Origin of the sequence: Amycolatopsis eburnea, assembly GCF_003937945.1 — a bacterium.
In the GTDB taxonomy this organism is placed as follows: Bacteria; Actinomycetota; Actinomycetes; order Mycobacteriales; family Pseudonocardiaceae; genus Amycolatopsis; species Amycolatopsis eburnea.
Genome location: NZ_RSEC01000036.1, coordinates 1,127,899 through 1,147,402, shown reverse-complemented (window position 1 = coordinate 1,147,402; position 19,504 = coordinate 1,127,899). Strand labels below are relative to the sequence as shown.

Sequence of the window (19,504 nt, the reverse complement as noted above, 5' to 3'; positions counted from 1 at the left end):
CCGGGCCGGCTGACACGGGCCTGACACCGCTCGGACACCGCCGCCCGTGGCAAGATCTGCCTGGTGCAGATCGGGATGCTGGGTCCATTCGAGGTCCGCGCGGACGACGGCGTGCCGTCCGACGTGCCGGGTGCCCGGTTGCGCGGCCTGCTGGCCGCCCTCGCGCTCGACCCGGGGCACGTCGTCCCGAAGGCCACGCTGGTCGACTGGATCTGGGGCGAGCACCCGCCCGCCGACGCCGCGAACGCGTTGCAACGCCTGGTTTCCCGGCTCCGGAAAGCGCTGCCCGAGGGCTCCGTCGACGGCCAGCCGACCGGCTACCGGCTGCTGATCGGTCCCGACGACGTCGACGCCGTGCGGTTCGAACGCCTCGCCGCCGATCCGAACCGGCTGCGGGAAGCGCTCGAGCTGTGGCGCGGTCCGGCTCTGCAGGACGTCGACCTGCCGGAAAGCGCCGCGCTCGAGGCTGCGGTGACCCGTCTCGAAGCCCTGCGCCTGACGGCCATGGAGGAGTACTTCGACGCGGAGCTCAACCTCGGCCACGGCGCGCAGGTCGTCACCGAGCTGACCGATCTGGTCGCCGCGAACCCCCTGCGTGAACGGCTGGTGGCCGCGTTGATGCGGGCCCTCGTCGCGAGCGGCCGCGACACCGAGGCGCTGCTCGTGTACCAGCGCACGAAGGACGCGCTCGCCGATTCGCTCGGCGTCGACCCCTCACCGGAGCTCTCGGCACTGCACGTCGCGCTGCTGCGGGGCGAGCTGGTGCGGCCGGAGGCGGACCGGAAGACCAACCTGCGGGCCGAGCTCACCAGCTACGTCGGCAAGGACGCCGACGTCACCGCGGTCGGCGAGCTGATCGCCGAGCACCGGCTGACCACCGTGATCGGCCCGGGCGGGTCCGGGAAGACCCGGCTGGCCACGGAAACCGCGCGGCAGCTGCTGACCGACCTGCCGGACGGCGCCTGGGTGGTGGAGCTGGCGGGCATCGGCGCGGACGGCGACGTCGCGCAAGCCACGCTCGGCGCGCTCAAGCTGCGGGACGCGCTGCTCGGCGAGGCACCGGACGCGGAACCGACGGACCGGGTCATCGCGGCGCTGCGCGAGCGGTCGATGCTGCTGGTGCTGGACAACTGCGAGCACGTCATCGAGTCCGCGGCGGCGTTCGCCCACCGGGTCCTCGGGGAGTGCCGCCGGCTGCGGATCCTCGCCACGAGCCGGGAGCCGCTCGGCATCACCGGCGAGGCGCTGTGGCAGCTCGCGCCGCTGGTCCTGCCCCCGCCGGACGCCGACCCCGCCGAGATCGAAGCCGCCCCGGCCGTCCGGCTGCTGCGAGACCGGGCCGGCGCGGTGCGCAAGGAGCTGGCGACCGACGACGCCGCGCTGCCGACGCTGGCCCGCGTCTGCCGGGCGCTCGACGGGATGCCGCTGGCGATCGAACTCGCCGCGGCGCGGCTGCGCACCATGTCCCTCGACCAGCTCGCCCACCGGCTCGACGACCGCTTCCGCCTGCTGACCGGCGGCAGCCGCACCGCGCTGCCCCGGCACCGGACGCTGCGCGCGGTCATCGACTGGAGCTGGGAACTGCTGACCGACGCCGAGCGCGTCGTGCTGCGCCGGCTCTCGGTGTTCGCCGGCGGGGCGAGCCTGGAAGCGGCCGAGCGGGTCTGCGGCGGCGACGCCGTCGAGGAGTGGGAAGTCCTCGAGCTGCTGACCGCGCTGACCGAGAAGTCGCTGGTGGTGGCCGGCGAGCGCGACGGCGCGCAGCGGTACCGGATGCTCGGCACGATCAAGGAGTACGCCGAACAGCGGCTCGCGGAGGCGGGGGAAACGACGCAGGCGCGGCACGCGCACCTGGCGTACTTCACCGACCTCGCCGAGACCGCGAAGCCGCACCTGCGCGGCGCCGAACAGCTGGACTGGCTGGCCAGGCTCGAAACCGAGCACGAGAACATCGCGGCGGCGATGCGCGGCGCGCTCGCGGCGGCCGAAGCCGAAGCCGCGATGCGCCTGGCCGCCGGCGCCGCCTGGTACTGGTGGCTCGGCGGGCACCGGGCGGAGGGCAACGAGCTGGTCCTGGCGGCCACGGCGGTGCCCGGCGAGGTGCCGGACGTCCTGCGCGGCGTCGTCTATTCGTTCGTCGTCCAGTTCGTGACGTCCGGGCAGCAGAGCGACGAATCCCAGGCGGTCGACTGGATCCGGAAGGCCTACGAAATCAGCCTGCGGCACCCGGACGGCGACCTGGAGCTGCGGTTCGCCCCCGCGCTGGAACGCCTGCTGCACGGGCCGGACGCGGCGCTGACCGCGTTCGAGCCGCTGCTCGCCGACGAGGACCCGTGGGCCCGCGCGGTGGCCCGGCTGCAGCTCGGCAAGATGCGGATCCAGTTCGGCCACGGCGATCGTGCGGCTGACGAGCACCTCGAGACGGCGCTCGCCGAGTTCCGCGCGATCGGCGAACGCTGGGGCATGTCGTTCGCGCTGACCGAGCTGGCCGACCGGATGGCCATGCGCGGCGAGTTCGCCGCCGCGTGCGCGCACTACGAGGAAGCCGTCGTGGTGGTCACCGAGGTCGGGGCCGTCGAGGACGTCGTGCGGATGCGGATGCGGCAGGCCCAGCTGTACTGGCTGCTCGGCGACGAAGACGCGAGCGCGACCGCGCTGGCCGCCGCGCAGCGAGCGGCGGAACGGGTCGCCTGGCCGAACGCGCTGGCCGAGCTGGCGCTGTCGAAGGCGGAGCTGGCGCGGTGGCGCGGTGACGTCGAGCAGGCTCGCCACCAGCTCGAAGTGGCGACCACGATGCTGGGCGACGACGCCGGGTTGCCGACCGTCCGCGCGGTGACCGAAGACCTGCTCGGCTACCTGGCCACGGACATCGGCGAGTCCCGCGAACACCGGGCCGCGGCGTTCGCGGCGGCGTCCGAGACCGGCCACCCGCTGATGATCGCGCAGGTCATCGTGGGGATCGCGGACCTCGCACTGCGCGGCGAAGAGCCCGCGCAGGCCGCCCGCCTGCTCGCGGCGAGCGCGGCCCTGCGCGGGCTGCCGGGCCGCTCCCACCCGGACGTGGCCCGGATCGAAGCGGAAACCCGGCGTCGCCTCGGTGACGAGGGGTTCACCGAGGCGACGCGGGAGGGGACGGCGGCGAGCTGGGACGAGCTGGCCGGCGTCACGCTCGCTTCGTGAACTTCGCGCGCGCCCAGACGTAACCGATCACGGCGATCCCGACGCACCAGGCAACCGCGGCGATCGCGTAGCCGGTGGACGGCGTGCCGGTCAGCAGCCCGCGCACGGTTTCGATGATCGGCGTGAACGGCTGGTATTCGGCGAATTCCCGGAGCCCGGGACCCATTTTGTCGGCGGGCACGATCGCGCTGCTGAAGAACGGCAGCATGACCAGCGGGACGGCGGCCATCCCGGCCGTTTCCGGCGTTTTCGCGGCCAGCCCCAGCGCGACCGTGAACCAGCCGGCCGCGAAACCGAGCAGCACGATCACGCCGACCACGCCGAGCCAATCGAGGAAACTCGCCGACGGGCTGAACCCGAGCAGGAAAGCCACGCCGACGAGGGCCGCGATGGCGATCAGGTTGGTGAGCACGCTCGCGACGACGTGCCCGGTGAGCACCGCGCCACGCGAGACGTCCATGACCTTGAAGCGGTTGATGATTCCCTTCGTCATGTCGGAGTTCACCGACGTCGCCGTGGCACCGAGGCCGTAGCAGATGGCCAGCAGCATCAGGCCCGGCGTGGCGTAGTCGACGTAATGGACGCCGACGTCGAATGCGTCTCCGAGCATGTAGACGAACATCAGCATGATCACGATCGGCATCAGGACGGCGTTGAAGACCGACGTCGGGTTCCGGGCGATGTGCTTGAAATTGCGGCGGAGCATGACCGTGGCGTGGGTGCTCATCGGGAAACAACCTCCGTGGCGTGGCCGGTGAGGGCGAGGAAGACGTCGTCGAGATCGGGGGTGTGAACGGAAAACTCTTCGGCGCTCAGCGCGTATTCGTCGAGCCGGTCGAGCAGGGCGCGCAACGATTTCGAGCTGCCGTCACCGGGAACGCGAAGCACCAGCGCTTCGTCGTCGCGGGTGCCGTCGGTGAGCACGCGCGCGGCGGCGTCGAGCTCGGCGGCGGTGGCGAACCGGAGCCGGACGTGGGTACCGGGCAGCCGCCGCTTGAGCTCGTCGGCGGTCCCCTGCGCGACGAACCGCCCCTGGTCGAGCACCGCGATCCGGTCGGCGAGCTGGTCGGCTTCCTCGAGGTACTGCGTGGTGAGGAAGATCGTGACACCGTCGGCGACGAGTCCCCGGATGATCGTCCACATCGTCCGCCGGCTGCGCGGGTCCAGGCCCGTCGTCGGCTCGTCGAGGAAGATGATCCGCGGGTTGCCGACGAGCGTCATCGCCAGATCGAGCTTCCGCCGCATGCCCCCGGAGTACGTCGACGCCGGCTTGCCCGCCGACTCCGTGAGTTCGAAGCGCTCGAGCAGGTCCGCGACGACGCGCTTGCCGTCCTTGACGCCGCTGAGATCGACCATGAGCTGGAGGTTCTCTTCGCCGGTGAGCAGCTCGTCGACGGCCGCGAACTGCCCGGTGACCCCGATCGCGGCCCGCACCTTCTTGGTCTCGGCCGCGATGTCGTGCCCGGCGACGCTGACCGTGCCGCCGTCGGCCTTGAGCAGCGTGGTCAGGACGTTCACCATCGTGGTCTTCCCGGCGCCGTTCGGGCCGAGGAGGGAGAAGATCGTCCCCGCGGGGACCTGCAAGTCGATGCCGTCGAGCACGACTTTGTCCTGGTAGGCCTTCCGTAGCCCGGAAGCCGTGATCGCCATTTCTGTCATGGGAGCACTGTGTTCGGCCGGCCTGACACCGACCTGACCTCACCCTGACACGGGCGCTGTCACGTCAGTCCTGCGGCGTGAGCAGCACGATCGGGATCACGCGCTCGGTCTTCCGCGCGTATTCGTCGTACAGCGGGAAGATGCCCGCCATCATCGGCCACAGCGTCTCGCGCTCGGCCGGGGACGCGACCCGCGCGTGGGCGGTGAACCGGCGGGTACCGGCTTGGACGCCCACGCTCGGGTTCGCCTGCAGGTTCTTGAGCCAAGCCGGATCCTCGTCGGCGCCGCCCTTCGAGGCGACGACGACGAAGTCGTCTCCCGAGGTGCCGTAGATCAGGCAGGTGCGCCGCGGAGTTCCGGTCCGGCGACCGGTCGTGGCGAGGATGAGCGTGCGCACCCCGTTCGATTCGTGCCCTTCGCTTCCTCCGGAGGCCAGGTACGTGCGGGTCTGCTCGGCAACCCAATCCCACGCGGAGTCGGTGGCGCGATCGAGGTCATCGGCTACGGCCATGGCAGCGTTCCCTTCAGCTGAGTTCTTCGACGAGCCCGACGATGACGCCCGCGGGGCCGCGGACGTAGGCGTACCGGCAGTAGTCCTGGTACCGCGCCACTTCGCCGACGAGTTCACCGCCGTGGCCGCGCAGGCGGGCGAGGACGTCGTCGAGGTCGTCGATGACGAAGGTGATGCGCGGGATGCCGGGCACGTTCGCGGGCGCCCACGGGGCCGGGACGGTCGACGTCGGCGAGTGGAAGGTCGACACCTCGATCCGGCTGTGGCCGTCCGGGGTGCGCAGGAAGGCGATGTCCGTTTTGACGCCGTCGAGCCCGATGAGCCGGTCGGCCCAGTCACCCGAGACGGTGGTCTCGCCTTCGAGTTCCATGCCGAGTTCGACGAAGAACCCGACGGCGGCCGCGAGGTCCTCGACCACGAAACCCGTGTGGTCCAGCCGGTGGATCGCCATGATTGCCTCCCGTGTCACGCGGCCTCCGTGGCCGCTCGTACTCCGGGGACGGAGCCGGCTTCGGGTTTTCGACACCTTCGGGTACGACGAAGGCCAGGTCTTCGGACCTGGCCTTCGTCGTGGATGTGGAGCTGAGGGGAATCGAACCCCTGACCCCCGCCTTGCAAAGGCGGTGCTCTACCAATTGAGCTACAGCCCCGGACGCGGGCGGCGCGCCGCCCGCGGAAACTCAGTTGTGGGAAGCGCCCGCCGGCTTGGCCGGGGTGGTGCCGTTGTTCGAGGGGACCGGCGCGGTCGCCTCACGCCAGAGGTCGGCTTCCGCCTTGGCCGCCTTGTTGCGCTTCACGACGAACAGGACGCCGCCCGCGATGACCGCGAGTGCCAGCAGCTTCTTCACCGAAGCCCCCTTCTCAGCTTGCTTCCCTTACCCCGTGATGTTACTGCACCGCCCGCGCACCGATGTCGGGTGCCGGTGGTTCCACGTGGAACCACCGGTGATCGACGTCACGCGCCGGCGGAAATACCGGACCCGGGTGTCCTGTTGTACCCACTGGTCGGTGCGCCCACCGTGTCCCCCGGGCCTCAACCACTGCCTTCGCGGAATACCGTTCGGCTGGAGCCGCGATGAGCCTCATCGCCGAGAGGCGACCGTGGCGCGCATCGGCCGTGACTGCTCAGCCCTGCCGGTCTTCTCTTCCCGGCAGGGCTGACCTGTTCACCCGCTCGACAAGCTCGTCGCGGTACTCCCGCGCCGCCTGGAACTCCGGTTCGTCGCCGGTCGCCCGCTTCAGCGCGCCTTCCAGGATCTTCAGCCCTTGGCGTTCGTCACCGCGCGCGTCCGCCTGCCTCGCGGCGTTCTCCATGGCTTTCGCGAGCTTGGTCCGCGCCTCGGGTTCCTGGGCGGCCCCGTTGATCCGGATCCAGTTGCCGCCCGGGTCGACGACGGTGAACCCGGTGTACCGGTCGTTGCGCAGCCGCGGCCGGGTCATGCGCGGGATGCCGGAGACGAGCAGTTTTCCGTGCACGGACCGCATTCCCGCCGCGAAGGCCTCGAACAGCTCGCCGGTGTCCGTCACGATGACCAGGCACGTGCTGTACGACTGCGCCGGGTCGTAGCCGTCCATCCCGAAGAAGTGCAGGTTGAGGTCTTCCCGGCGCACCGCGACGTGCGGGTTCGGCCGCGTCTGCCGGTAGGTGGTCTCGAAGCCGAGCATCTCGTAGAACTGCGCGATCTCGTCGATGGAAGGGCACGGCAGGAGCGGAATGGTCAGTTCGTTCGCCATTGCCCGAAGCTAAGCCCGGAACAGCCGAAACGACACCGAGCTATTTGCTGACGCGAACAGCGAGGGTGGCCCTCGCAGTACCTTGATCACCAGGATCTCCCCGCCGTCCACCTCGCCTGTCACGGTGCTCGAATGTCGGAAAACCAGTTCACCACCCACGCAGGCCTTTTCGAGTTGAGCGGGAAGCACGCACTCGTCACCGGCGGCACCAAGGGCATCGGGCTGATGATCGCGCGCGGCCTGCTGCAGGCCGGCGCGCGCGTCGTCATCAGCTCCCGCGACGCGGACGCGTGCGCGGAGGCGCAGCAGCTGTTGTCCGAATTCGGTGACGTGCAAGCGATCCCCGCCGACCTGTCCCGGCACGACGAATGCCGGCGCCTCGCCGATCTCGTCACGGCCGAAGGCCTGGATATCCTCGTCAACAACGCGGGAGCGATGTGGCGCGAGCCGCTGGAGACGTTCCCGGACGAGGCCTGGGACACCGTGCTCGACCTCAACCTCAAGGCGCCGTTCTGGCTGACGCAGGCGCTGCTCCCGGCACTTCGCCGGGCGGGCACCGCCGAGGACCCCGCGCGGATCATCAACATCGGCAGCATCGCCGCCATCCACGTCGCCGAGTCGCCCAACTATTCCTACGCCGGCAGCAAAGCGGCGCTCCACCAGCTCACCCGGGTGCTCGCCAGGGAACTCGGCCCCCAGCACGTCACGGTGAACGCGGTGGCTCCCGGACCGTTCCCGTCGCGCATGATGGCGGCCACGCTCGACGCCGTCGGTGACCGGATCGCGGCGAAGGCCCCGCTGCGCCGGCTCGGCCGCGACGACGACATGGCGGGCGTCGCCGTTTTCCTCGCCGGCCGGGCCGGGTCCTACCTCACCGGCACCGTCATCCCGGTAGACGGCGGCATCGCCACGACCGCGACCGGTACCTAGGCCTACGGTGACGAGGTGGCCACGATCGATCCGCGCACCGAGATCAAGGAATTCCTGAGTTCCCGCCGCGCGCGGATCACGCCCGAGCAGGCCGGACTGCCCGCGTACGGCGGCAACCGCCGGGTCAAGGGCCTGCGTCGCGAAGAGGTAGCCCTGCTGGCCGGGGTGTCGGTCGACTACTACGTGCGCATGGAGCGCGGCGGCCTCGCCGGCACCTCCGACGAGGTGCTCGACGCGTTGGCCGCCGCGTTGCACCTCGACGAAGCCGAGCGCGACCACCTGTTCCACCTCGCGCGGCAGTCGAGGGCGCCACGCCGCCGGCGTCCCGCCGCGACGGTGCGTCCGGCACTTCAGCAGGTGCTCGACGCGATCACCGAAGCGCCGGCGTGGATCTGCAACGGCCGTTACGACGTGCTGGCCGCGAACCACCTCGCCCGCGCGCTGTATTCACCGGTCCTGGCCGACCCGCGCCGGCCGGCGAACACCGCGCGCTTCGTGTACCTGGCTCCCGAAACGGCGAGCACGTTCTTCGTCGACTACGACCGAATCGCCCGCGACGTGGCCGCGAAGCTGCGCATGGAAGCCGGCCGCAACCCGCACGACGAGGGGCTGATCGCCCTGGTCGGCGAATTGTCGACGCGCAGTGAACTGTTCCGGCAGCGGTGGGCGTCGCAGGACGTCCGGCTCCACCGGTCCGGGCACAAGCGGCTGCACCACCCGGTGGTGGGACGGCTCGATCTGGACGTCGAGACGATGGAGCTACCCGCCGAGCCTGGCCTGCTCCTGAACGTCTACACCGCGCCGGCCGGCACGGCGGCCGCGGACGGGCTGGCCCTGTTGGCGTCGTGGGCGGCCAGTCAGGCGGAAAACACGAAGCCCGGTTCACCAGGAAGGTGAACCGGGCTTGGTTTTGCGTGGGCCTACCAGGACTTGAACCTGGGACCTCTTCGTTATCAGGGCAAATTCAGCTAGTTTTGACCTTGCCCGGACCGCCGTGACCAGCACGACCACAGTCCACGAACGTCCGCAGGCGTCCACGGTTCGCCGCCCAGATTGTCACTCACTTTGACACTCGCTTGGCGAAAGAGGCTGAACCAGGGGGGCGCCTCCTGGTTCAGCCTCTTTGCCTCTTCCCGTGACTGCAGAGACATAGAATTAGAGTGGGAAAAGAGTTGTCACCGAAGGTGTCACTCTCCTGTCACACCTAAACACGCAGGTCAGACAGGGTTGAGTGACAGAGTGACAGGTGTGACACCCTCGACACCCCAGCAGTGTCACACCTCCCGATCGACTCACCAATCGAGCCGGCGAACCGGCCGTCTGAGAGCCCGCGAGCCGGTTTGCAGGTCCAGCCACACCAGCCCGGCCGCGCGCGCCGGCGTACGGCGATCTCAGGGCGCGTAATTCGGCCTGTTCCGGGGCCTGAGCTCGGCTGTAGTCGACGGAACGGGCGGACTCGCCGCTTCGCTGGCCCTCGCCGCGTCAACCGTGACCGAGCGCGTCGGACGTCGGTAGAGTGCCTACCATGCCGTCCGACGACGAGAACCTCAGCCGTAAGGTGCGCAAGCTCGCCGTCGAGCACGCCGAAACGCGATGGCTCGCGCTCCGCATCGATGACGACGTCAAGGAGTTGCGCGAAGACCTGCGGACCGTGCAGCGCACTCAGCAGGAGCACACGGGGCGGTTCGACTCGCTGGACCTTCAACTTCGTTCGCTGACTCAGCTCGTTGGCCAGGTCCTCGAACGACTTCCCGCGCCGGGCGACGAACCCGACGAATCGACCGAGTAGCCCCCCTGTTCCAGCCGCTTTCGTGTCATCCGGCACCGCTCAGAACCAGCCAGTTTCGCGCCTGAGCTCCGACGTCGGCACCTCTCCGGTAAGGCCGCCGACTTCGAGATGGCCAGCGGGAGGCCGCATAGCGGCTCAGCCGTGCTGCACGGCGTTGGACGGCCGCTCACCCCTCAAGAACGCAGCGATCTGCCGCGCCGCCACCTCGTAGCACAGCCGGTTGGTTCCAGGGACGGTCCGAGCAGAGTGAGGACTGATCACAGCGCCACGCTGTGCCCACAGAGGATGATCGGCCGGGAGGGGTTCCGGGTCGGTTACGTCGAGCGCCGCACGCAAGCGTCCCGACGCCAACTCGGCGAGCAGGGCGTCAGTGTCGACGATCTGGCCGCGGCCAGCATTGACCAGCAGAGCGTTATCGTCCATGAGCTTCAGAAATTGCGGACCGACCATGCCCCGAGTCCCCTCCGTCAAAGGAGCGGTGATCACCACAATGGCGTGACCCGAAACGATTTCTGGCAACGCGTCCGCCCCGAAAACACCATCTCGGGCACGTGAAGCGACGAGCGTGGACTCCATTCCAAACACGTCGAGACGTCGCGCAACCTCGCCGCCGATTGCGCCCGCACCGACAATGAGCGCTTTTTTGCCCGCCAACGTGTCCGCCTCAAATTGGCGATGCGCCCACACGCCTTTGTCCTGAAATCGGACAAGCGCAGGCCACTGACGAAACTGCGTGAGCACGGCCGACAGGACCCATTCAGCGACAGGGCCGGCGTGCGCACCCCGCGCGGTCGCGAGCATAATCGCGCCTGGTACGTCAGCCGACCACTCGTCTGCCCCTGCGGACAAGAGCTGCACCATCCGCAGGGACCCGAGCTGCGCGAGCAGAGGAATGGGCCGGTGACTGCTGCGGTACGGCGGCAGCAAAACAGCAGCGTCAGACTGTCGCGACGTCAGCTCAGCGACATTGGGGTCATATGTCAGAACCTCGACACCTGGAAGGCCACCCAGGATGTCGCGCCCCACGACGTCGTCCGTCTCATCACTAACAAGAATCTTAACCGCAGCGGTCATTACTTCCCTTTGCCGTTCAATGCAAGCTGATCAATAAGCTGCCGCGCCTGAACAGCCATGACGCCACCGGAAACAGAATTGTCAATAACAACATGCTGAACCGGGGGGCGGAACTCGACGTTGACACCGCTCATGTAAGTTTCCCAGTCGGCAAGCTTCGTGGCGTCACGTGGCGCATTGCGATGCCGCACATAGGTATGCATTGTGTCCGCATCACAGTAAACCCAAACGATCGTCAGCTGAGCACCGAGATTACGGCACAACAACTCTCGTTGCCGAATCCAGCTTTCGTCTGCGAATTCGCGAATAAATGGCGCCGTGACGATCGCATTGTTCCCGCATTGCAGGTTCTCCGCCATCGCTTCAAGCAACGAGTCGTACTCAGCAGGCCGGATCTTCGTCAGATACGTTTCCGATTCACGATCGTTTCGCGAGAGCCCTTGCATTTCAAGGGCAGCCTCGACCACGAACCGAGTTAGCGTGTCCTTATCGAGCATCGGCCAACCGGTCTCGCGCGCGAGGATACGACCGAGTTCCGTCTTCCCGCTGCCGGCGTAGCCGCCGATCATGACGACCTGCGGAGCCACGGGACGAACCTCCCCGCGGACCTCCTGATCCGGGGCGTTCACCGTTCGAGCAGCTCTCGGCTTGCTCACCACCAACCCCTTTTTCGCGAGCAGGTCCATCGCTTCGTTGATCGTGAAGACGCTCACGTTCCACTCTTGCGCCAGGTCACGAGACGACGGCAGTCGCTGCCCATGTCGAAGGCGGCCCGCTTCGATGTCGTTCTCAACGTTCCGGGCGATCTGCTGCGCTAGCGGCTCAGACCTGGCCACAGGCGACCTTGGGCGCGACATGCGTACTCCTCGCCGGGCGGGTTGCCCATCGGTTCAACTGAACGGTCACCGTATCAGAACCTATCAGTTGGTCGCCATGTTCCCGCAGGTCATGGCCCACTTTTGACCAATCTCACGCCTAACAGTTGACCTGCTTACCATTCAACTGTTAGCTTCTTGGTGGTCCGGATCACTCCGGCTGAACCGCAAGGTTCGCCACCGCACAAGGGAGACAGCGATGACACGGAAGCAGCAGGGGTTCCCGGTCTTGAAGACCGGTTCGGGGTTCGGTCGGAAGGTCGCCGGCACGGTCCTGGTGGTCGCGGTGCTGGTGTTCGTCGTGTCGTCGCCGCTGGAGGCGGCCGGGCACGTCCGCCACGTCGTGCACAGCCTGACCACGTTCTTCCGCTCGTTCTGACACCCCACTGACCAGCACGTTTCTTCGAAGGGACTTCGCAATGGACACCAACGTCTACCGCCGCCGCATCGACGCCACCGTGTCGGTCGCCGACGAGTTCGCCGGCGAGGCGGTCTACCCGGACGGGCTGACCGAAGCCGCGATCGACGCGATGTTGCAGGAGGTCTACGGCGAGCTCGCCGCGGACGAGTTCGCCGCGCAGGCTGCCTACCGGTACGACTTCAACGACCAGCGCCGGGTGAGCCGGGCACGTCGCCGCGCCGGCCGCGAGGCCCTGCGGGCGCTGCCCACCCGGGTGCAGCTGGTCCGCTCGTTCGACGACGAGGCCGCCTGATGGCCGCCCGGACCGTCCGCGGGCTCGCGCTGTTCGCCGCGTTGCAGGCCACGTTCGCCGACATTCACCCGCTGTGCGACCAGTGGTTGCAGTCCAGCGAGGACGCCGCGGGCAAGGGCACGCCGGGCCGCGAGGGCGCCAAGCACTGCGCCCGCCACGTCGCCAGCTACACCGCCGGGCAGGTGGGCGCCGCGGTCGCGGTGACGCGGGTGCTCGGGTTCCGGGTGCCGCTGCGGGCGCTGGCCGCGGGTGCCGCGGTCAACGCGGTCACGCACTACGTGATCGACCGCCGGGAACCGCTCAAGGCGATGGCGCGGCTGGCCGGGAAGCAGGGCTACGTCGAGCACGCGACGGTCCAGCGCCGCGACGGCGTCATCGACGCCGCGGGGCCGGGGACCGCGCTGACCGAGCTGGACCAGGCCGCGCACCGCGCGATCGGCGTGCTGGCCTCGCTCACCACCACGTGGCTTGCCCTGCGGGCCGGTGGTCGCCGATGACCGCTCGCCTGATCTTCCACCCCGACGCGGCGGCCCACTCCGCCAAGAACGCGCCGACCGCGCCGGGTTCCACCGCCCAGTCACAAAACCGCACGGAGGAAACCCAGATGGTAGACACCACCGCCCCGGCCCGCGAGGCCGCGACCTTCACCTACACCCCGGCCGAGCTGAACCGCTTGATCTCCCGCGAGATCTCCGGCCGCCTGCACGAACTCGGCCTGTCGCTGATGTCGAACGCCGCGTTCCTGCTGGCCAACGACACGGTGCCGGTGGCGGCCAAGCGGGACCGTGCCCGGGTGTACCTCGACGTCGCCGCGCAGCTGCGGTTGCTGGCCGCCGCCGAGCTGGACGGCATCACCGAAGGTGCCCGGTGAACCCGCGTCGCCGCCGGCAGGTGGTGACCACGGTGTTCGACGGCCGCACGCACCACGTGGCGCTGTGCCGCGGCGAGCGGGACGGGCTGCCGGTGTTCGGCTGGGGCGAGGCCCCCTCGACGCTGCTCACCCGCTCGCAGCTGCGGGAGGTCGGGTTGCGCCCGAACGGTCAGGACCCGGTGGCGCTGCTGGTGTTCCGGCACGTCAAGCCCTACGCCCGGGAAACCGTGGCGGAGCTGTTCTCCGTCGAGCGGGCCGCGGCCAAGCGCCCGCCGGTGCCGGGGCAGCTGGACCACGCGATGGAAGCCCGCCGCACCTGCGTGGACTGCACCGAAGTGCAGGACTACTGCGTGCCGACCAGCACCCGCCAGTGCTGGACCTGCTTCGAGGGCGAGCAGGCCGACCGGGCGGAGGTGGCCGCGTGACCACCAACGACTCCGGTGCCTGGCACACCGAGATGCAGCGCCAGGCCGAAGCAGCCGAACGCGCCCGCCGCGAAGCCGAAGCCAAAGCCAAGAGGGAGAACCGATGACTCGCCACCGCTACCAGCCCCAGACCGGTCCCGAGCACTACGCAACCGCGAACTTCCTGATCAACCAGGTCGAAAACGACGGCAACGTCACGCTCTCCCACGAGCACCGCATGGAGAGGATCGGCTTGGCTCAGGTTCACGCGACGCTCGCGTTGGCCGCGGCGACGGCCCTCGGGGCGCGGATGAACAACGGCGCGTCGCCGGCAGACGGCGAGGACTGGGCCGCGATCACCAACGTGCCGAAGCGGGGTGAGCGCACGTGAGCACGTTCGAGGTGTTGCAGCAGCGCGGAACTCTCGCCCTGATCCGGTTTGCCGGCACCGTGTGCCTGTTCCTGGTCCTGCACCTGCTGCGGATCCCGCTGGTGATCGCCGAACGGATCCTGGCCGGCGTGCTGGTCCGCCTCGACCAGGCCGCCACCCGGCAGGCCGCGCGCCCGCCGCGGCGGCCGGTGAACCAGTTCTTCCCTCTCAACTTCCCCACCGGGCAGGAGGTGCCCCGATGAACGTGCAGCGCGAGCAGCGAACCCGCCTGGAGCTGGTCATGGAGTGGGCGGTGTGGCACTTCGGTGAGCTGGCCGGCGTCCTCGGACCGCTGGTGCTGGCAGTGGTGTTCACCCCGTGGTTCGCCCTGGTGTCGGTGGTCGTGGCCGCGGGGTGGGCGGTGCACGAGGTGCGCGACCACCGCGAGCAGACCCGGTTGCGGGCCGGCGCCACCGACCGCAAGCAGCTGCCGGCCCCGGCCGCCGCCGACGACGAGACGACCAGCCGTGAGAACCGGGAGGTGACCCGATGAGCACGTGGGCCGAAGAGCGCCGCGCGAACCACGCGGCCACCGCGGAGCAGCGCCGCCAGGACGCCGCCGCCGCGACCGAACGGAAGCTGCGCGAGCAGGCCGCCCGCGCCGAGCAGCGCCGCACCGACACCGCGGCGGCGGTGAAGCTGGCCGACAAGCAGCGCGAGGCCCGCCGGGCACGCCGCGCCGCCTTCCTCGCGAACCTCGCGGGGTGGTTGTCGACGAACCGGGTGCGGCTGCCGATCTACCTGCTCGCGCTGGTGTCGGCGGGTATGGCGGTGCCGGCGATGGCCGGCTACGGCGCGCAGGTCTACGGGGACGTGACCGGCACCGCGCTGCCCGCGCTGTCGGAGCTGGGCATGTGGGCGTTCGCGTTCGCGGTCGAGATCACCCGCCACCGCCACCCCGACCGGCCGGTGTGGGCGTTGCAGCTCGGAGTATGGGTGTTCGCCGGCGTCGGGTTCGCCCTCAACGTCCTGCACGGCTGGCACCGGGGCGCCGACGCGGCGGTGGTGATGGGCATCGTGTCCGTCGCCGGCGTCATCGCTCACCAGCTCGCGGTGGCGTCCCCGCCCCGATCGGCGGGGGAGCGGGCCGCGGCGAGGATCGAACGCAAGACGCTGCGCAAGGTCGCCAGGGTCCAGGCCGCCGCCGTGCGGCACGCGGTCGCGGAGCTGGCCCCGGACGGGACGGCGCGGCTGGTGTTCACCCCGGGCCGCTACACCCTCGACGGTCGCCGCCTGGCCGCGGTGGTCGACCCGGACCGGCACGCCGCGGACGTCCTCGACGAGGAGATCGCCGCGTTCTTCACCGCCCACGAGCAGGCCACCCGCCCCGAGGACGGCCCGATCGTCGATTCCCCGGTGCTGACCCTCGATCGGCCGGACGACCAGCCGAAATCGACCCGCAAGCCCCGGCCGCCGCGCGCGCCCAAGGTGCGGTCGATCGAGGACCTGCGCGCCGCGTTCACCGCGGCCCTGGACAACCCCGATGTGGCGATCAACCCGAAGTCGGCGGAGTCGATCCGCAAGACGCTGCGCTGCGCGCCGAAGTACGCCCGCCAGCTGCGCGACGAACACGCCAACCGCGCCTGAGCCGAGAGGGACACGACCATGAGCACCGAGACGAACCCGGCCGCCGGCGAGCTGGCCACCGTCCACCACCTGCCCGTCGCCACCGAGCAGGGCGAGGCGATCGAAGGCGAGATCATCTCCGAGGAGGAGTACCAGCGCCTCACCTCCCAGAAAGCCCGCGCGCTCGCCCGCTACGAGGGGTACCGCCGTGACGTCGTGCTGGCCGCCACCGCAGCCAAGAAGGCCGCGACGCACCAGAAGACCAAAACTGTGCTCAACCACGGCCTGACCGTGATTCAGGGGCTGGACTCGTGGCGCGGCCGGGCGTGGGACGCGAGCACGATGGGCGTCTACCGCCGGCAGATCAAGGCCGCCGAAGCGATGGGCGACCAGACCCTCGTGGCGGACTGGCTGGAGCGCAAGGCCCGGGTGCAGGAGGCCCGGCACCGCCGGCTGATGGACCTGCCGAAACTGCTGGTCGGGCTGGTCAAGGCCGGGGTGATCGGCCTGGCCGCGCTGGTGGTGATCGTGCTGCTGATCGGGCTGCTCGTGCAGCTGTCCGGCGCCGGCGAGTTCACCCGCGTCGTGGGCGCGGTGATGGACGCGCTGCGGTTCATCTTCACCGCCATCGCGTGGGCCTGGACCCCGTTGGCGCTGGTCGCCCCCTACGTGGTCAGCGTCGGGGTGGTGCTCGCCGCGTGGCGCGAAGGCCGCCAGCGCGGCAAGGTCCCGGGCTGGCTGGCGACGTCCACACAGGACTCCGATGTCGCGATCGACGAGACGACCATCGCGCAAGCCCTTGGCGCGCTTCGGATTCCGCAGATCACCAACTACCTCAAGGAAGGGTTGCCGATGCAGTACCTCACCCCGGCGCGCCGGGACGGCCGCGGCACGCACGCCGTCGTGCGGCTCCCGGCCGGGGTGACCGCGGAAAAGGTCGCCCGCCGCCGCGCCGACTTGGCCACCGGGTTGCACCGGCTGTCCAAAGAGGTCTGGCCGACCACCGGCAGCGAAGCAGGGATCCTGGACCTGTGGGTGGCCGACAAGGGCGCGCTCGCCGAAGGCGCCGGGGACTACCCGCTGCTGGAAGACGGCACGGTGGACGTGTTCAAGGGTGTCCCGTTCGGACGGACGTTGCGTGGGGAGCCGATGATGGCGCCGCTGCTGGAGCGCAACACCATCTGCGGGGGTATGCCCGGTCAGGGCAAGTCGTCCGCGGCCCGGGTCATCATGGCCGGCGCCGCCCTGGACCCGACCGCGGAGCTGCGGATTTGGGTGCCGGACGCGAACTTCGACTTCGAGGTGTTCGCGCCGCGCTGCTCCCGCTACGTGATGGGCGCCGAAGACGACAAGATCGCGCAGATCCTCGCCGACCTGCAAGAACTGCACGCGGAGGTCCAGCGCCGCGGTGACCTGCTGGTCAAGAACGAGATTCCCGCGGTGACCCGGGAGTTGGCGTCGAAGAACGTCGGGCTGCACCCGATCTTCTGCCTGCTGGAGGAGGCGCACGTGGCGATCCAGCACAAGAAGTACGGCGAGGACATCGGCCAGCTGCTGGTGGACATCGTCCGCCTGGGCCGCAAGCGCGCCATCCACCTGATCGTTTCGACGCAGGCGCCGACCAAGGACAGCATGCCCAGGGACGTGACACGCAACTGCTCCAACGGTATCGCGTTCGCCGTCGGGGACCACGTCGCCAACGACGCGCTGCTCGGGCAGGGCGCCTACGCGGCCGGGCACCGCGCAACGGAGCTGATTCCGGGCACCGACAAGGGAACCGCGGTGGTCAAGGGCTTCTCCGGGGAGCGCTCGGAGATCGTGCAGGTGTACTTCCTGGACGTCTCCAAGGACCACGACCAGGTCACCCCGATCATCGAACGAGGGTTGGCCGCGATCGCCAAGCGCGGTCGCGTCCCCTGGTCCACCAGGGCAAACGGCGAGCTGGAGGCGCCGCCGGCGCCGCGGAACCTCCTGGAAGATCTCTCCGAGGTCCTCGGGGACGAGCCGGTGCCGGCCGCGAAGGCTGCGCCGCTGCTCATCGCGCTCGCGACCGACTACAGCGGCCTGACCGGCAAGCAGCTGTGCGCCGATCTCGCCGCGGTCGGGGTGAAGGTGCCCAGCTCGCAGAACCGCTACCCGGTCGACCCGGTCACGATCCGTAAGGCCCTGGCCGGGCAGGCGACCGCTGACCTCGACGACGAAAGCTAGCCCGGGTTAGCTCGCCCGCCGGCCCGCTCACACCCCGGAATCCGGCCGGAAACCCGGCCGCCGGCGACGGGCTAACCCACCTAACTCACCTCACTAACCGCAGGCCAGCGGCTTGACCAGGTCTCTAACCCATCGGGTTAGGAACCTAACCCGAAATCCGCGGCCTAACTCACCGATCTCACCGCCACGCGACACCGCCTCAGGGTGCTCGCGTCGGCACCTCCTACCCAAAAACAGGCACACACAGTCACCGATCGGAAGGGGTCGACATGGCTACCCAGTACGCGCACATCGGCAAGAAGTCCTGGTGGTCCGGCGACGTCAAGACCCTCTGCGGGCTCATCCTCCCGTCCGACAACGCCAAGTCGTTGTGGTTCCCCGTTTTCGTCAAGACCTGCCCGGACTGCCTGGCGGTGCAGAAGAACGGGGGCAAGTAGCGATGTGCCGCTCCACTTCGGACGGCGGGCGCCGCTGCTCCGGCAGCAGCCGGCACCGCACCCGCGCGCTGGGCACCGCCCGCAAGGCCGTCGAGCGTGCCCGCGGGCGCCTCGACCAGGCGCACACCGCCGGCGACCCGGACGCCGTCACCGCCGCGGAAACCCGGCTCGCCACCGCGGAAAACCGCCTGGAGCAGACCCGTGCAGCGCACCCGCACACCCCCGCCGCCGCCCCGCAGCGGGGACGCGACACCGGAGAGGACACCGCCATGACCGACGACACCATGCCCGACAGCGCCGACCCCGACGCCGCCGACACGGCGGGGCACGGCGAAACCCGTGGCCACGAGGGGGACACGACAGCGAACGGCGGGTTCTTCGTGCAGCCCGGCCAGAGCTACCGCATCGGAGACAACGTCTTCCACAACCACGGCAGTACCCCCATCCCGGTCGCCGGCCCCGAGTCCCACACCGACCAGGTCAACAGCGTCAGCGGCTCGACCGCGGCCGGCGACTCGGTCGAGTTGGGACCGGAGTGGACGACCACGGCCGGAGACGTCGCGGCGTCGCGACGCGCCCGCGGCCTCGACGCTCCCGCACCGGCATCCGAGCAGGGTGGGGGTCGCTGGGTCGAGACGTTCGGGGAGGACCCGCGTTTCGTCCACGGCGGGAACGGCCGCCAGTTCACGTACGTCGCCGACGACGCGAGCGGTGGCCCCGGGGGACGTGACACCGCGCAGGTCACCCACCACACCCTGCCCGGCGGTGCGACGTTCACCAACGTCAACTACGCCGCGCCCGGCGCGCACGTCGGCGAACAGCACGGCGTGGTCTACGGCGACGCCGCCGGCGCCGACCACCGGGACGCCGGCGCCGCACCGGCCGACGTCAGCGACGCGGTCCGCCGCGCGCAGCAGGCCGCGGCCCACGCCCGCACCAAGGCCCGCCGCCAGGCAGGCGAGCGGACGAACACCAACACCACCACCGGAGACGACCAGGTGCGCACGCAGGTCGGGTTCGTCTTCGGCGGCACCATCCACGACACCGCCGACCAGTGACCCGCCTTTCCCCTGATCACCGCGGGGACGCGACACCTCCCGCGACCGTCCCGAAAGGACACCTT

General features: G+C 69.9%; 24 protein-coding genes and 1 tRNA gene. 16 read left to right on the top strand and 9 right to left on the bottom strand.

The window, feature by feature from the left end:
- The first annotated feature begins 63 nt into the window (after positions 1-63).
- Entirely contained in the window at positions 64-3,180 is a 3,117-nt protein-coding gene (locus EIY87_RS18150; RefSeq protein WP_125309421.1) for a BTAD domain-containing putative transcriptional regulator, read from the top strand.
- Here EIY87_RS18150 and EIY87_RS18145 read toward each other — a convergent pair.
- The 7 genes from EIY87_RS18145 to EIY87_RS18115 form a co-directional block, all read right to left on the bottom strand.
- Positions 3,164-3,907: an ABC transporter permease gene (locus EIY87_RS18145; RefSeq protein ID WP_125309419.1), complete on the bottom strand. Its 744-nt coding sequence runs from the start codon at positions 3,905-3,907 to the stop codon at positions 3,164-3,166. The genes EIY87_RS18150 and EIY87_RS18145 overlap by 17 nt on opposite strands.
- Entirely contained in the window at positions 3,904-4,839 is a 936-nt protein-coding gene (locus EIY87_RS18140) for an ATP-binding cassette domain-containing protein (protein ID WP_125309417.1), read from the bottom strand. The genes EIY87_RS18145 and EIY87_RS18140 overlap by 4 nt, the downstream gene beginning before the upstream one ends.
- Positions 4,840-4,903: 64 nt before the next feature.
- Positions 4,904-5,350 (bottom strand): nitroreductase family deazaflavin-dependent oxidoreductase, encoded by a 447-nt coding sequence (locus EIY87_RS18135; RefSeq protein ID WP_125309415.1) that lies wholly within the window; start codon positions 5,348-5,350, stop codon positions 4,904-4,906.
- 13 nt (positions 5,351-5,363) lie between these two features.
- A complete protein-coding gene (locus EIY87_RS18130; RefSeq protein WP_318531892.1) occupies positions 5,364-5,819 on the bottom strand; it encodes a VOC family protein in 456 nt (151 codons plus the stop codon).
- 108 nt (positions 5,820-5,927) lie between these two features.
- Positions 5,928-6,000: transfer RNA gene (locus EIY87_RS18125), tRNA-Ala, on the bottom strand.
- A 30-nt stretch (positions 6,001-6,030) separates the two neighbouring features.
- On the bottom strand, positions 6,031-6,198 hold the full coding sequence (locus EIY87_RS18120; protein ID WP_086679331.1) for a DLW-39 family protein: 168 nt from the start codon (positions 6,196-6,198) through the stop codon (positions 6,031-6,033).
- A gap of 277 nt (positions 6,199-6,475) precedes the next feature.
- The gene (locus EIY87_RS18115; RefSeq protein WP_125309413.1) at positions 6,476-7,084 is read right to left on the bottom strand and encodes a VOC family protein; all 609 of its coding nucleotides are present in this window, start codon (positions 7,082-7,084) and stop codon (positions 6,476-6,478) included.
- Between the two features lie 132 nt (positions 7,085-7,216).
- Between EIY87_RS18115 and EIY87_RS18110 the strand changes: the two genes are divergently transcribed.
- From EIY87_RS18110 to EIY87_RS18100, 3 genes are all read left to right on the top strand, one after another.
- On the top strand, positions 7,217-8,014 hold the full coding sequence (locus EIY87_RS18110; RefSeq protein ID WP_125309411.1) for an SDR family oxidoreductase: 798 nt from the start codon (positions 7,217-7,219) through the stop codon (positions 8,012-8,014).
- Between the two features lie 15 nt (positions 8,015-8,029).
- Positions 8,030-8,911 (top strand): MmyB family transcriptional regulator, encoded by an 882-nt coding sequence (locus EIY87_RS18105; protein ID WP_125309409.1) that lies wholly within the window; start codon positions 8,030-8,032, stop codon positions 8,909-8,911.
- A gap of 628 nt (positions 8,912-9,539) precedes the next feature.
- Positions 9,540-9,803: a hypothetical protein gene (locus EIY87_RS18100; protein WP_125309407.1), complete on the top strand. Its 264-nt coding sequence runs from the start codon at positions 9,540-9,542 to the stop codon at positions 9,801-9,803.
- A gap of 135 nt (positions 9,804-9,938) precedes the next feature.
- On the opposite strand, the gene EIY87_RS18095 is transcribed toward EIY87_RS18100, so the two are convergent.
- The gene (locus tag EIY87_RS18095; protein ID WP_225439921.1) at positions 9,939-10,877 is read right to left on the bottom strand and encodes an NAD(P)-dependent oxidoreductase; all 939 of its coding nucleotides are present in this window, start codon (positions 10,875-10,877) and stop codon (positions 9,939-9,941) included.
- Positions 10,877-11,734 carry an AAA family ATPase gene (locus tag EIY87_RS18090; protein WP_191984140.1) on the bottom strand — a complete coding sequence of 286 codons (858 nt, stop codon included), beginning with the start codon at positions 11,732-11,734 and terminating at the stop codon, positions 10,877-10,879. Before EIY87_RS18090 ends, EIY87_RS18095 begins: the two co-directional genes overlap by 1 nt.
- A 217-nt stretch (positions 11,735-11,951) precedes the next feature.
- Here EIY87_RS18090 and EIY87_RS18085 point away from each other — a divergent pair, with 217 nt between their 5' ends.
- The 12 genes from EIY87_RS18085 (at position 11,952) to EIY87_RS18035 (ending at position 19,439) form a co-directional block, all read left to right on the top strand.
- Positions 11,952-12,131, top strand: coding sequence for a hypothetical protein (locus tag EIY87_RS18085; protein WP_125309403.1), 180 nt, complete (start codon positions 11,952-11,954; stop codon positions 12,129-12,131).
- 40 nt (positions 12,132-12,171) lie between these two features.
- Complete coding sequence (locus EIY87_RS18080) at positions 12,172-12,465, top strand: hypothetical protein (RefSeq protein ID WP_125309401.1); 294 nt, start codon at positions 12,172-12,174, stop codon at positions 12,463-12,465.
- Positions 12,465-12,962, top strand: a complete 498-nt coding sequence (locus tag EIY87_RS18075) for a hypothetical protein (protein WP_125309399.1) — start codon at positions 12,465-12,467, stop codon at positions 12,960-12,962. Before EIY87_RS18080 ends, EIY87_RS18075 begins: the two co-directional genes overlap by 1 nt.
- A gap of 107 nt (positions 12,963-13,069) precedes the next feature.
- Complete coding sequence (locus EIY87_RS18070) at positions 13,070-13,336, top strand: hypothetical protein (protein ID WP_125309397.1); 267 nt, start codon at positions 13,070-13,072, stop codon at positions 13,334-13,336.
- Positions 13,333-13,761 (top strand): RRQRL motif-containing zinc-binding protein, encoded by a 429-nt coding sequence (locus EIY87_RS18065; protein WP_125309395.1) that lies wholly within the window; start codon positions 13,333-13,335, stop codon positions 13,759-13,761. The genes EIY87_RS18070 and EIY87_RS18065 overlap by 4 nt, the downstream gene beginning before the upstream one ends.
- Before the next feature lie 103 nt (positions 13,762-13,864).
- Positions 13,865-14,131, top strand: coding sequence for a hypothetical protein (locus tag EIY87_RS18060; RefSeq protein WP_125309393.1), 267 nt, complete (start codon positions 13,865-13,867; stop codon positions 14,129-14,131).
- On the top strand, positions 14,128-14,373 hold the full coding sequence (locus tag EIY87_RS18055) for a hypothetical protein (RefSeq protein ID WP_125309391.1): 246 nt from the start codon (positions 14,128-14,130) through the stop codon (positions 14,371-14,373). The genes EIY87_RS18060 and EIY87_RS18055 overlap by 4 nt, the downstream gene beginning before the upstream one ends.
- Positions 14,370-14,663 carry a hypothetical protein gene (locus EIY87_RS18050; protein WP_125309389.1) on the top strand — a complete coding sequence of 98 codons (294 nt, stop codon included), beginning with the start codon at positions 14,370-14,372 and terminating at the stop codon, positions 14,661-14,663. Before EIY87_RS18055 ends, EIY87_RS18050 begins: the two co-directional genes overlap by 4 nt.
- Positions 14,660-15,757 (top strand): hypothetical protein, encoded by a 1,098-nt coding sequence (locus EIY87_RS18045; protein ID WP_125309387.1) that lies wholly within the window; start codon positions 14,660-14,662, stop codon positions 15,755-15,757. The genes EIY87_RS18050 and EIY87_RS18045 overlap by 4 nt, the downstream gene beginning before the upstream one ends.
- An 18-nt stretch (positions 15,758-15,775) precedes the next feature.
- Positions 15,776-17,944, top strand: coding sequence for an FtsK/SpoIIIE domain-containing protein (locus tag EIY87_RS18040; RefSeq protein WP_125309385.1), 2,169 nt, complete (start codon positions 15,776-15,778; stop codon positions 17,942-17,944).
- Positions 17,945-18,213: 269 nt separating this feature from the next.
- Positions 18,214-18,381, top strand: a complete 168-nt coding sequence (locus EIY87_RS48060; protein ID WP_191984139.1) for a hypothetical protein — start codon at positions 18,214-18,216, stop codon at positions 18,379-18,381.
- Positions 18,382-18,383: 2 nt separating this feature from the next.
- Positions 18,384-19,439, top strand: a complete 1,056-nt coding sequence (locus tag EIY87_RS18035) for a hypothetical protein (protein WP_125309383.1) — start codon at positions 18,384-18,386, stop codon at positions 19,437-19,439.
- Positions 19,440-19,504: the final 65 nt, after the last annotated feature.